10 protein-coding genes are annotated in these 12,942 nt (G+C 42.3%); 5 read left to right on the forward strand and 5 right to left on the reverse strand.

The window, feature by feature from the left end; translation table 11 throughout:
* Positions 1-188: 188 nt before the first annotated feature.
* Both RMY31_RS28590 and RMY31_RS28595 read right to left on the reverse strand, forming a co-directional pair.
* Positions 189-827 carry a hypothetical protein gene (locus RMY31_RS28590; protein WP_409878687.1) on the reverse strand — a complete coding sequence of 213 codons (639 nt, stop codon included), beginning with the start codon at positions 825-827 and terminating at the stop codon, positions 189-191.
* 11 nt (positions 828-838) lie between these two features.
* Positions 839-1,240 carry a hypothetical protein gene (locus RMY31_RS28595; RefSeq protein ID WP_409878689.1) on the reverse strand — a complete coding sequence of 134 codons (402 nt, stop codon included), beginning with the start codon at positions 1,238-1,240 and terminating at the stop codon, positions 839-841.
* A gap of 291 nt (positions 1,241-1,531) precedes the next feature.
* On the opposite strand from RMY31_RS28595, the gene RMY31_RS28600 reads away from it, so the two are divergent.
* Positions 1,532-2,116, forward strand: a complete 585-nt coding sequence (locus tag RMY31_RS28600) for a tyrosine-type recombinase/integrase (protein WP_409878691.1) — start codon at positions 1,532-1,534, stop codon at positions 2,114-2,116.
* Positions 2,117-2,272: 156 nt separating this feature from the next.
* Entirely contained in the window at positions 2,273-5,248 is a 2,976-nt protein-coding gene (locus tag RMY31_RS28605) for a Tn3 family transposase (protein ID WP_409878693.1), read from the forward strand.
* Positions 5,249-5,747: 499 nt separating this feature from the next.
* On the opposite strand, the gene RMY31_RS28610 is transcribed toward RMY31_RS28605, so the two are convergent.
* Positions 5,748-6,017: a hypothetical protein gene (locus RMY31_RS28610; RefSeq protein WP_409878696.1), complete on the reverse strand. Its 270-nt coding sequence runs from the start codon at positions 6,015-6,017 to the stop codon at positions 5,748-5,750.
* Positions 6,010-6,582 (reverse strand): hypothetical protein, encoded by a 573-nt coding sequence (locus RMY31_RS28615; RefSeq protein ID WP_409878698.1) that lies wholly within the window; start codon positions 6,580-6,582, stop codon positions 6,010-6,012. The genes RMY31_RS28610 and RMY31_RS28615 overlap by 8 nt, the downstream gene beginning before the upstream one ends.
* A gap of 256 nt (positions 6,583-6,838) precedes the next feature.
* On the opposite strand from RMY31_RS28615, the gene RMY31_RS28620 reads away from it, so the two are divergent.
* The 3 genes from RMY31_RS28620 (at position 6,839) to RMY31_RS28630 (ending at position 10,128) form a co-directional block, all read left to right on the forward strand.
* Positions 6,839-7,075: a helix-turn-helix domain-containing protein gene (locus RMY31_RS28620; RefSeq protein ID WP_409878699.1), complete on the forward strand. Its 237-nt coding sequence runs from the start codon at positions 6,839-6,841 to the stop codon at positions 7,073-7,075.
* On the forward strand, positions 7,072-7,194 hold the full coding sequence (locus tag RMY31_RS28625) for a hypothetical protein (RefSeq protein ID WP_409878701.1): 123 nt from the start codon (positions 7,072-7,074) through the stop codon (positions 7,192-7,194). The genes RMY31_RS28620 and RMY31_RS28625 overlap by 4 nt, the downstream gene beginning before the upstream one ends.
* 213 nt (positions 7,195-7,407) lie before the next feature.
* Positions 7,408-10,128: a DUF3854 domain-containing protein gene (locus RMY31_RS28630; protein WP_409878703.1), complete on the forward strand. Its 2,721-nt coding sequence runs from the start codon at positions 7,408-7,410 to the stop codon at positions 10,126-10,128.
* 309 nt (positions 10,129-10,437) lie between these two features.
* Here the strand turns inward: RMY31_RS28630 and RMY31_RS28635 are convergent, their stop codons facing one another.
* Positions 10,438-12,609 carry an NACHT domain-containing protein gene (locus tag RMY31_RS28635; protein WP_409878705.1) on the reverse strand — a complete coding sequence of 724 codons (2,172 nt, stop codon included), beginning with the start codon at positions 12,607-12,609 and terminating at the stop codon, positions 10,438-10,440.
* Between the last annotated feature and the right edge of the window lie 333 nt (positions 12,610-12,942).

Genomic DNA, 12,942 nt, shown 5'->3' on the forward strand with positions numbered 1-12,942 from the left:
ATTGCTCAATAGCTGACTTTCGTTTGAGATATTGCTGATAGTTTAAATGCTCTGTTATTGGCAGATAGACCCAGTAATGTAAGGGCAAAATCACAGCAGCAAGCGCACCCAAACTAACAGCAATTCTTGAAAAGTAGCTCATTCTACAAAAGCGAATTAGCAAGCACTCAAGCAGTGTTAAGTTGTCGCTATTGAGCCGCGTTGAGCCTTGCGAGGATACCTGAGAGTTGGCTTTTAGTTTGATTACGGCTAGCCTCCAAAGCCGCACTAATGCCCGTTAACCCAAGTGATAGCTTGTCTCTGCTTTGCTCGTGACGATTAACTACGCGCTCTTGTACCCTTGTCAATGTCCGGTCAATCTTTGCGTCAACCTGATTTGCGGAGAAGTCAGCATAAGCCAGTAATGCTGTTTCTACCTGTTCTAGAATTTCGTCAAAGGTGTTGGCTGAGATGTCAACGCTATCGGCTATGTCATTGATTTGTTGTTCTGAGAGAATTACACCCATTTGTGAAGCTTTATTCGTTATCATCTCTCCTACATCTTGAGGGGCCACCGCGAGCGCACCTGTTTCAGGTTCAGTCTCGGCTTGAAGGGACTCTACTTCTGTTAGCAATTTTTCTTCAACGGGTTCATCAGCCACAGCTAATTGGCTTGTCGCTTTGGCTTTGAGATATTCAACGGCTTGAGTCAATTGCTCTTTGGTGGGGTTGTTAAGGTCATCGCACTCTACAGCCAGCGCTGCTGACGTGTAATCATCTTTGGTAAATCCTTGATAACCCTGTTTGTACAAGCGAGCGCGGACGTTATTAGTAAACTTGTCAGACATGGTGATTGCTCCTATTTGGCTATTGCTAAAACTGAGATAGTTGCGGATTTCATTGGTTGCGATCGCTTATTGATTGCCCACTTAGCAGCGACGAACGCAACAAGGGCTAAATCTTTGCTGTGGTAAATATTTTCAGCACTGAAAGATAGTTCAGCACGTTCAAACCAGTAGTAAGGAGTGCTACGCGGTACGTCGTCAAGATTGATTTTTAGATGCTCTGCAAGAAGCTTTAAGAACTCTCCCCCATAAAAAAGAGTATCTATTTCATAGAAATGTCTGAATGCTTGCCAGCGTTCACTAAACCCCTCACCCCGACCTGTAAAGCTGCCATAGCGCCGTTTAAAGGAGGCGAATGTCTCAACTATCTTGCTCGCGTCGCTACCTAGCACGTTGAAATTAAAATGCTGTTTCAAAGTAGCTACCACTCGATACCAAGTGAGGGGTCATCGTGCCAAAACGGGAAAATTGTACGCTAAGGAATTAATCAAGTTCTTGAAAAGCTTATCATGACTGGCTTACAGCCTGTGAGATTTTTCAAAAATGATTTATATCGTGGGTGGGAAGCAATGTCGGGAGAAGATGTCTAACATTGCCAAAAACAACCATTAATGGGCAAGTTGATAACGCCTAATAGTGTGGGGGGTTGATTCTAACGTACCTAACTTCATTGCGCCCAAACATCATTTATGGGCAAGTTGGTAATTATGGTCAGGACTGCTCCACCTAAAAAAGTGAAGAACCTGGAGAAGCGCACGCGAGAACATTTGCTGCCAAATGAAGTCGAAGCAATGATCAAAGCGGCTCGTCAGGTAGGTCGGCATTGTTTACGAGATGCAACTCTCATCTTACTGGCATACCGTCATGGTCTGCGAATATCAGAATTGGTAACACTGCGATGGTCACAAGTTGATTTTGGCAGTGGCACTATCTATATTAATCGACTCAAAAACGGTGTCAGTGCGACGCACCCATTACATGGGCCGGAGTTAAGGGCATTACGACAATTGCAAAGAGAGTATCCAGACTCGCCTTATCTGTTCGTGTCAGAACGCAAAACAGTCATGACATCTGCAACAGCCAGAGGCATCATCTCACGAGCGGGTACTAGAGCGGGATTAACCTTGAGTGTACATCCACATATGTTACGTCATGCCTGCGGATTTTACTTAGCTTCTCAAGGTTATGACACCAGAGCAATTCAGTCTTATCTAGGGCATAAAAACATTCAGCACACAGTTCATTACACAGAATTATCTCCAGAACGCTTTCAAAATTTTTGGCAGGATTGACCAAAAATATAGGGTGAGAATTGCCTAAAAATGAAATTAAAAAACTTGTTCCATAGCACCATAAAGTATTAATATAAGCTGACGTGCGTTTGGCGTAGATAAAACAACAGGGAGTCAAACTCTCACTAAACATTTTAAATTTATAGGTTACTAAATTTGACCACGCGCTCCCTTTTATCGGCTACACAAAGGTTACAATTTACATCCATCCCATCCGACATTAGCCCTAGAGACATAGCACGTTACTATACTTTAAATTCGGATGATTTAAAAATTATTAACAGCCGTCGTCGTGTACATAATCGTCTGGGTTTTGCAGTGCAATTATGTTATTTACGCTTTCCTGGTAGAGTCTGGGAAATAGGGGAAGAAGTTCCTAAAGCAGTCTTGTCTTACATTGCATTACAACTAGAGGTCAAGCCCAAAGTTATTAAAGCCTATGCTTTACGAGATACAACTCGGCGCGAACATCTAGCAGAAATTCAAAGGCTTTTTGGATTTTCATCTTTTCGGATTTCTCATTATAAACAGCTTTCCAAATGGTTACTGCCATTGGCTTTAAGCACAGATAAAGGCATTGCCTTAGTCGAAGCTTTGGTGTCAGAAATGCGGCGGTGTAAAATTATTATTCCTGCCATTTCTACAGTAGAACGGTTGGCTTGGGAAACCAGAAGACGCGCTCAGTTAGCGGTGTATCTGGAACTTACCCGTAATCTTAGTAGCAAACAAAAACAAGCCCTTGACCAATTATTAGTTCTACAACCAAATAAGAACCGCACTCCACTAATTTGGCTGCGTCAACCACCAGGAGTTCCAAATCCTAATAACTTTTTGAAAGTAGTAGAAAAATTAGAATTTATCCGTGACTTAAATTTAGATGAGTCATGTGGAAAGAAAGTACACCACAACCGTTTAGTACAATTAACTCGGTTAGGTGCTAAAAATACACCTGCACATCTAGCGCGGTTAGATAATTTAAGAAGATACGCCACATTAGTAGCTTTTCTCTTAGAAACATCTACATTACTTACCGATACTGCTATTGAGATGCACGACCGGATGATTGGTAAATTGTTCCGTCGTAGCGAATTGTTTCGGGATCAAAAATTTCAACATGATGGTAAAGCCATCAATGAGAAAGTGCGGCTTTACGCTAAGGTAGGAGCTGCTTTAATCAATGCGAGGGAATTAGAAGAGGACGCATACTCAGCAATTGAATCAGTGCTATCTTGGGAAAAATTTATAGTGAGTGTGGTCGAAGCAGAAAAACTAGCACGTCCAGAGTCTTTTGATTATTTAGATTTACTTGATAGACGTTATTCACAATTAAGAAGATATACACCATCATTACTATCATACTTCTCTTTTAAAGCTAGTAATTCGGCTGCTACTGTGGTTGAAGCTTTAGATATACTCAAAGAATTAAATGCTTCTAATCGTCGCAGTGTTCCCGATGATGCACCTGTTGATTTTGTCACTCCCCGATGGTCAAAATATGTGTTTCACGGGAATAAAATCAACCGTCATTATTACGAAATGTGTGCATTGAGTGAACTACGTGATTGTTTACGCTCAGGAGATATTTCTGTTATTGGTTCCCGTCAATATAAAGATTTTGACGATTACCTGTTATCACCAGACCAATGGCAAGTTGTTCGTGAGAATCACTCCATACCAGTTGCTGTGACCACAGATTTTTCAACTTATATCGAACAACGCCAACAACTTTTATTTGAACAGTTTGAACAAGTTTCTAACTTGTTAACAAAAAAGAAATTATCTGGTGTACAGATTGAAAATGGCAAATTGATTATTAGCCCCATCACTAATAATGTGCCAGATGGTGCTGGCAGCTTTCGCAACCGAATTTATAGTTTATTACCTAGAATTAAGCTGACAGATTTATTAGTTGAAGTTGATTCTTGGACAGGGTTTACAAAACATTTTACACACTTACAAACGGGTGAATTAGTTACAGATAAGGTAACTTTATTTAGTGCTATCCTTGCTGATGCAATTAACTTGGGTTTAGTGAAAACTGCGGAAGCTACACCAGGGTTAACGTTTGAAAAGTTGGCTTGGGTTGCAGATTGGCATATTCGTGACGAAACTTACTCCAAGGCATTATCAGAGGTTGTTAATTTTCATACTAAAATCCCCTTTTCTGCTTATTGGGGTGATGGTAAGACTTCATCTTCTGATGGTCAACGCTTTAAGGCTGGTGGCATCAGAAGTTTGAATGAAGAGATTAATGCCAAATACGGTAATCATCGAACTGTGGTGTTTTATACGCATATATCCGACCAATACGCACCCTTTCATATCAAAGTGATTAACTCGACAATCCGAGATGCAACGCACGTTCTGGATGGGTTGCTTTACCATGAAACCGATTTACAGATTGAGGAACATTTTACGGATACGAATGGTTACACTGAACAGGTGTTTGCTATCTGTCATTTATTGGGTTTTCGTTTTTGTCCAAGGATGCGCGATTTAGCTTCTAAGAAGTTGTACGCATTTGATGATGTTGATTCTAATTCACCACTAACTCCAATGCTTGGTGAAAAAATTAATGTCCGGTTGATCCGAGATTGCTGGGATGATATTTTGCGGCTGGCAACTTCTATCAAAATGGGAACTGTTACCGCCAGTCTTTTGTTGCGGAAGTTGGCATCCTATCCCCGGCAAAATAAGCTGGCCACAGCATTACGGGAGTTGGGACGGATTGAGCGAACTTTGTTTACTCTTGACTGGATGCAAAGTCCAATGCTACGCCGTCGAGCGACAGCAGAACTGAACAAAGGGGAATTAAAACATTCTTTGTCCAGGGCTGTGTTTTTTCATCGTTTGGGTGAAGTGCGTGACCGTTCCTTTGAGGATCAATGTCTACGAGCAAGTGGATTAAATTTAGCGATCGCTGCAATTGTGCTGTGGAATACTGTGTATTTGGAAAATGCGGTCAATTGGCTTAAATCTCAAGGTGTGATGATTCCAGAGGAATACCTGCAACATTTGTCACCCATGAGTTGGGAGCATATCAATTTGACTGGTGATTATATTTGGAATTTGAAGTCCGTGAGTAGCCTTGATAATTTACGCCCTCTGCGGCTCAAAAAAATTCCCTTTTAGTTAGCCAAAACTCTTGTCTAGTAAGGATTTGGGCAGTCGCTTTAATTCCTTAGCGTACAATTTTCCCGTTTTGGCACGATGACCCCAGTGATATCAGCAATCTCTTTTCCTAACTCGCGCTCGTAGATTTGTTTTAGCTGATGATACTTAGCGATATACTGTTTTGTTGCCACATTACCCCCTAATTATTACTTAGGTGTGTATAAAATCGATGCGTATTCCGAATGCGTCCAAGGTATTTGACATAGGTAATTAGCTGAAAAGGGGTATTTGGTACGACCCACTAGCTGAAACCTATCAATAACTCTGAAAAATAACTCTGAAAAATTCCTGACTCTGTTTTTTCGTCGGCTATAATCACGCAATAACAAGGCTTGCCAGAGTTTCTGATATATTGACAAAATTCTTTTTACCTCCGTAAAAGCGCCCCTTTTGGACTAGTTGACGCGCTCGTTCGCTGCTTTGGGACGCGATGCACGGTAGCAAATGTCACCAAAAGTTAAAACAAACTTTGCTGAATTGCTGTAGCTGTCTGCGTTGCTTGATGTTGGTTGTACAAGCTCGGCACTTCATAGACCTTGCGTAATACCTTGTCCCGATTCAGTTGCAGGTCAGCGGTTTTTCTTTGTCTTGGCAGCGGACGGAACATATATTGTGTGTGCTTGATAGTACCGTTGCTGTATAGATATCGATACAAAATGCCGTCAATGCTGTAGGTTTTAGACTGGGTAAGCAAAGTGACACATCTAACAAGTTGCAAATCAGTCATCTTGTTTCCCTTCAGCTGCACACGCACCAGTCAAGCTTGCACCGAGAAAGACGGCGATAGATGCAATGGCGCTTCCTTCAAAAATCTTTGCGTTGTAAATCCATGTGGGCTGATATTGCTCGCCTCTGCTTTGCTCAATTCGGTTAACGCCGTGACAAAAGATAGCACCAACAACCATAAAACTAGTTGTTACCAAGCTCAAAAGTGCTACTTCTGACGCTGCATCAAGTAGGAATGAGTTAATCTTTTCAGGCCAAGTCTTGACGCGGCGAATGTGCAATACTGGCTTCTGCTCTAGATACTTTTGCCACTGGTCATCAGTAAAATTCGCTCTGTTGTAATCACAATGGTCGTGTTCTTGTAGCAGTTCGTTTACTGCTTGGATGGCATCTCCTAACGTTACGTCTGGATAGTATTCCAATTGCCTGAATTGCTGTGAGTCTCGGATTTCTCTGAGCCAGCGGTCTATTGCTTGTAAACGCCGAATCTGATTAGATGTCAGCATTACTTCTCCTTTGTTTGGTAGTTCGTTGATTGCTTCTAAACTGCGTAAATTGATATGCATGAATCCTCTGTCCTGATACTTCCACGCACAATTACCGCGACCGCAGATATAGAGCGGACGCAATGCAGATAACCTCTGTTTATAACTAAATAACTGTGTCCAGGCTGTTGACGTATCGATAACCCGGACACTATGATAATAACTACAACCGTTCATTAATGTCAACCGTTCATTAATATAAATCGTTTGCTATTTACTAACGGTTGTAAATTAGTAATGATAAATGGTTGTATTAATAACCGTTTATTGTTACTGAATGCCTATAAGGAATAAGGTCAAACAATTTGTAGACGGTTTGGGCATTACTCGTTATCGCTTTCAAAAAGATACGGGTATAGCACCCAGTACTGCTTACAACTTATATGACAATCCAGACTGGATACCACAAGTTACAGCCTTAAACAAAATCTGCGATTATTACCGTGTTCAACCTAGTGAGCTAATTTACTGGGTTCCACCAGAAGAAATTGAAGGAGACAAGGAGAGCAAATGAGCTACGCTGACCGACCCAGTAGACTAGACCGGATTGAGCGGATACTTGAAAGAGTGGCAGTTAACCACTTTTCTCAAGTAAGAAGTCAACAGCAACGCTCATCCGAGCAATTAAATTAATAATGTTTTTGTCCATAGCTCAACGACAAAACCCGCTCGACCGGGAAGTTAAGCGGGTTCTGTCATTTGACTATTCATAACGCGGGAACTCCGAACTGAAAATGTCCTGCAAGACGTTTCGGAACCGCGATCGCTGAGTCTATGTTAACTAGTTTTGCGGTCGCGTTGCAATAAGGAGTTACCCGGATTTTGAAAAATTCGGAGTAATAAAAAGTGAATACTACACAGACAAGTACAACGCTGACTGTTAACAGACTTACAGACAGACATTATAAGGAGTGTGTCACAAAGCGGAGCCTGTGTCCAGAATGGATAGCGGCTAACTGTCGCTCAATGGAAATCAAAGAAGCGAGCGATCGCTTAGGATACATAGCGCAATCAGCAGGCATCTGGCTAGAGGGAGTCAACGGTTTTGGGCAGTATCGCCCTAACAAGCCCTGGAAAAGCATAGACGACAAGAAAGCACCCAAGTATCGGACAGCGACCAAGGAAGAATATGACGCAATGCTGCCGCGTCATCCTCATAATCCTCACTACTGGGAAGATTTAGAGGCACTCAAAGCATTTTGCTATAACATCAACGGTCATCCTTGCTTACTTTTGACTGAGGGACTATTTAAAGCGATCGCCGGGTGTTCTAACGGATTCCCTACAGTTGGACTCGCTGGTGTTGAACAGGGCTTAACATCGGCAGCTAATGACCCACAAGGCAAACGTTACCTAGTCCATACCCTAGAATTGTTAGCTCGTGCTAAGTTTGGATGGATTATTGCTTTTGATGCAGACGAACGCGCCCAAACTAACCAAAATGTGGTGGTAGCACAGAGAAAACTAGCTTATCAATTAGCTAAGTTTAAAGTACCTGTGTACATTGCCACAGGTTTGTGGAATGCAGCAGAGGGGAAGGGGATGGACGATTACATTCAAGCTAACGGCGGCGACGCTTTTCGAGACAAAGTGTTAGCTAAGGCTGTTAACTTTGAAATCTGGGAACGTCAGTTTCAAGAAGACGATTCTGATAACAAAACTTTGTCAGAATCTTCTGTTGCTGCACAAATCGCTGAAGATTACCGCGCGAAGCTGGCTTGGCACGTAGCGAATAAAGCTTGGTACTGGTATGAAGCAGAAAACAAGCGCGGGGTCTGGGGTGAAATTCCCCCTGAAGAGGCGATGTCTATTGTTTTAACAGAACTGGAAACGCGAACACGCCATTTCTCCAGCAAGTTCGTCAACGGTGTTTTAACTTTACTCAAAGCCAAGCTCAGGGTTAATCACTGGGAAGTCCGTAAAGGCTTTATTTGTCTTCAGGATTGTGTGCTTGATGTTAATACCCTCAAAGAATATCCACACGAGCCGGGATACAGAATGCTGAGTCAGCTACCTTTTAAATGGGCTGACCGCAGTGTAGGTTGTGAGCCTGTTAAGGAATGGTTGCTCGAAGCTTGCGAAGGTAAAGCCGACTGGGTGCAAGTAATTCGCGCTGGCATCAATGCCACCGTCACCGAACGCGGCGGTGAGTTACAACGATTCATGGAGCTAGTGGGTGCTGGCGGTACTGGTAAAGGTACTTTATTGCGGCTGGTACAAGCACTACTTGGCAGAGAAAACTACGCCATCACCGAACTGAAGCAGCTGGAGCAAAACCGCTTTGAAACTGCGGCTCTCTACGGCAAGAAAGCTGTATTTATCACTGACTCTGAACGCTACACAGGTGATGTTAGCACTCTCAAAAAATTGACGGGTGATGATGACCTGCGACACGAGAAAAAAGGAATCCAGCAAACAGGCAGCTTTAGATTTAGTGGGGTGGTCTGGATTGCGGCCAACGAAATCATTCAAAGCAGTGATTACACTAACGCTCTGGCCCGTCGTCGTCTGTCAATGCCTTTTGAGCGGGTTGTGCCTCAAAATGAGCGTCGCCCCTTAGAAAAAGAATTTGAACCATACTTGCCTGGGGTGTTGCAATGGGTTTTAGAAATGCCAGCTTTGGAAGTGGCCGCTTATTTTGGCGACACTAATAAAAAAGTCCCTTCACTTGGTTCATTTAGCACAGAAGTACTATTAAACACTAATCCTCTGGCAGATTGGGCTAATGACTGCCTCTACTATGACCCCAACGCACAAACACAAATTGGTGATAACGGTCAAAATCCTGAATTGTTTCTCTATCCTAATTACTGCGAATGGGCGCAACGTAATTCTCACGGCATCATGACCAAGCAACGATTCTCAGCAATTTTGCTCAATCTGCTGAAGTCGCAACTCAACATTAATGCCGCAAAAATCAGAAACAAGAAAGGACGTTTTATTACTAAAATTGCTATTCGCCAGCCAGGACATGACTTTCCACTCTTAATTTCAGAAAAAGGTGCTGACTTAGATGCTGACCTGAATAAAAAAGGTGCTAACTCTGTGCTGACCCCAATGCTAACTGAAAGTATTGATAGTGCTGATTTTCAGAGTGGTGCTGACCTTTTCGCTGATAGTAGCGCAGTTGACACCAACAACCAACACAACTTGATGAATACTAGTAGCAGTCAAAATCAGGAGGATAAGACAACACAGTCAGCACAGTCAGCACCAGTAAGGGTTTCAGCCAGCACCACTGACAGCACCATACAAAAACAAGCCAGCACTACACAACGAATTATTGAGGCTTGGGATAACAAGTCAACCTTGGGTGAAATTGTTCTAAGCCTTGAGAATGCTGAATTACAGCAAATTGCTAAAGGTTTCAGCACTGAACAAGTGCAACATCTTAAGGAAGCAGCTAATAGCGTGTGGCGATTAGGTGCAACTTCATTGGCTGATTACAACGGCGAACTAGTCTACATTTGGGAATGCGGACAATCAAACGATGTTCGCATCGGTACTAAGACTCAGCCAGGGGCAAGAGTTAGACGCGCTCATCTGCGTCCTTGGTTAGGCATTTGATTAAGCAACACGAGTGTTGCAATTTCTTACTTTGGATATGAAAGCCGGACTCTGAAAGGGATTTGAGAGCCAATGCTGCCTATCGCTGTTGCGAGGTCGTGCCTCACGGCTGTGATCGCGTGGGGGCATGAATGAAGTGAGAAGAGTTTGAACTATCAATTACACGTTCTAGCTCAATCGTGTAATGCAGATCGGTTAATGATTGGTTACAGGAAGAATGATCGCTTAAGCAGTTCTCTTCTAAGCTAATCGCCATTCCCCTGCTCTACTGGAGGGTTTCGGCGGTAAACCAAGCTTTGCACAATTTGTTCAATCACCCGGAACGAACAACATTCGCTCTTCAATAGCTTCCCATGTTGCAGGTTTCAATCTTACCGCTGCTTCTTTGCACTGGATTATGAGGTAATTGGCGTAAAAATAATTGGTCAGCCTCTTAAATTCTTCCTTAGATAAATTAACCATTTCTGGGGTTAGATCGAAAGCAATGAACCAGCTTTGCAGAAGGCGGTCAAGGAATGCAAGGCGCTCTTCCTGAGGGTATTTATTACTAGGAATTTTGTTTTTAAGTTCCTCAAGTTGATTAATGAGATCTGCAAAGTTTACGGCTTTGAAAATTTTCAGTTCATCCAATCGGCTACACGATTGAATGAAATCATTGATGGCGTCGTTAATAGTATTGACATTGAGGTTGCCATTAGCAATAGCGATGGGCTTGGTGTAGAGCTTGGTGAAAGCGTAGTTACTGAAGTCGTCGTGGTTACCAGTGGTGTAGAGGTTAGCTATGGCTCTGCTGTAGGAATAGACATTTTCGCGGATGTAGGGGTGGGCGATAGTGGCGAAGAGAGAGGTGTTGGTGGCGTAGGTGTAAGCGATAGCGATATTGATGGCGTAAGAGTAGGCGCTCGCACGCTTTCCCACAGGTTTTAAGCCCCCTTTATACCCAGTAGTTTTTTCTTCTATCCATTTCTGTAAATTTCGCAACTTAGGAGCATTCGTATATTTATGAACTTCTGTTTCCATTAGTAACAGTAATTGGTCAGCCCCACCTCGCATCAATCCTGCTACTAACAGAAAAACTTCTCGCCAACGCGTATCTGTAAGATAATTGGTCACCAACTTTTCAATCAGATTGTTATCGGCTATATGTTGTGCTGTTAAATATTCTTGGAATGTTAGGTGAGAAAAAGATATTACATCTTTTGCACGTTCAACCAGTATTCCCTGTTGGATTTGGATGGCTTCTAAAATCTTTTCTCCATCCAAATGCTTCGGTGCATTTAAATTACTTGCCAGAAAATCACAGATTTGCTGCACTATTTCACGTTGGGGAAAGAATAGCAGATCCGCCTCAAAAGTTTTATAAGCAATTTCTGCGAGCATCATTTTTTCCAGAGCTATAGTCAGATCTTGATAAATAGGCTCGCGCTGAATTCGCTTCTCTGCTGCCCATCTCTTCAGTAGGACATCTAGCGCGTCATCATAAAGCGACGCTCGGTTTTTAGGGAAGGTTTGAGAATCGTCAAAGACCAGACAAAGTAAAGTAAGCAATAGCGGTGTTTGCGCTAGTTCCTTTGTGGCAGCGTACTCAGATTGCCGCAATAATTTCCAGCACTTTTGCCCCATGAAGAAGCGCTTATCTTGTTCTGACTGAAACCAGTTAGTGATAAACTGCTCAATCTGGGTATCATCAAAATCTGCCATCACCACATCCACAAAGCGCTTGAAGCGACTGTGATAAGCAGCAGTCCGACAGGAGGCAATAAAGCGGTTTTGATTGTGTTTATCGACGAAATTTTCAATTTGAGTAATTGCTGCGTCCAGTTGAGCAGTCGGTATCTCGTCTAACCCATCCAGTAAAATTAATAGCTTACCTTTTTCCAATAAGTTATTAGTGGAATCTTCAGAGTCAGGAAAACCACAATTTTGTAGTTCCTCCGAGATTGCCTTCTCTAAATTTATGTCAAGATTGTTAAATTGTTTCAGTTCCAAAAAAACCGGAATACACTCATGCTGATATTTATCTTTTGTTCCCTTTAGGGCTTCTAAACCTATACGCCGCAGGAAGGTAGACTTACCCGCACCTGGTTGTCCTAATACCATCAAGTATTGTTTTTGGTTAGCAACTTTAAGACCATTCTGTTTCTGACACTTCTGTAACTGGAATTTGCGTGCAGGCGACTGACGGTAAACCTGTTCTAAATTTGCGACTGAAGTAAATTGCTGTCTCTGTTCTTCTCTTAAAAACTGTACTTCTGCATAAATTTCTTGCAGTTTAACTGGTTGTTGCATCCCCAGCACTTTAAGAATACCGTGCCGTTGTTCATAGCTTTCTATGTATTTATTAGAAGCATTAAAAATTTTTTGCTGGATTTGGTCAGGTAATTTTTGTAAGAAATTGCTCCCACTATCCCAGCCAAACTTAATGACAATTCCAGCTAAACTTTTTGCAGCTGCTAAGGCGATAGATTCAAACCCTGTCATAAAATATTCCTCCTGATTAATGAACGATCTTCGCTCTTCATAAAGAAACTACAGTGACGTAGCTCGAAAATTTTGAATAAACAAACAAATATATCGGTGCAAGTAACGGTAAGATATGCAGTTTTTAGTAAATCTGTAATAAAACTTGGAAAATTACCTTAACTTCTAAAGAGCAAGTTCACAATACTGGGAATCAGGTAAAACTGTTGAACACCATTTGAATGGACGGAGGCCAGCTCTTCCCCACATTTGAAAAATAGTCTCAGACAACCGCTAAGGAGCATTAGAAGCAAACGGTGCGAAATATGTACCTTATGATGGGCTGTTGTAAAA

It is taken from the genome of Dendronalium sp. ChiSLP03b (genome assembly GCF_034531165.2).
Taxonomy (GTDB): Bacteria; Cyanobacteriota; Cyanobacteriia; order Cyanobacteriales; family Nostocaceae; genus Dendronalium; species Dendronalium minutum.

Excerpts from the sequence above, each read along its gene's own strand:
- RMY31_RS28600 (WP_409878691.1), top strand. The coding sequence starts at position 1,532 with ATGGTCAGGACTGCTCCACCTAAAAAAGTGAAGAACCTGGAGAAGCGC.
- RMY31_RS28610 (WP_409878696.1), bottom strand. The coding sequence starts at position 6,017 with ATGACTGATTTGCAACTTGTTAGATGTGTCACTTTGCTTACCCAGTCT.
- RMY31_RS28615 (WP_409878698.1), bottom strand. The coding sequence starts at position 6,582 with ATGCATATCAATTTACGCAGTTTAGAAGCAATCAACGAACTACCAAAC.
- RMY31_RS28625 (WP_409878701.1), top strand. The coding sequence starts at position 7,072 with ATGAGCTACGCTGACCGACCCAGTAGACTAGACCGGATTGAGCGGATA.
- RMY31_RS28635 (WP_409878705.1), bottom strand. The coding sequence starts at position 12,609 with ATGACAGGGTTTGAATCTATCGCCTTAGCAGCTGCAAAAAGTTTAGCT.
- RMY31_RS28590 (WP_409878687.1), bottom strand. The coding sequence starts at position 827 with ATGTCTGACAAGTTTACTAATAACGTCCGCGCTCGCTTGTACAAACAG.
- RMY31_RS28620 (WP_409878699.1), top strand. The coding sequence starts at position 6,839 with ATGCCTATAAGGAATAAGGTCAAACAATTTGTAGACGGTTTGGGCATT.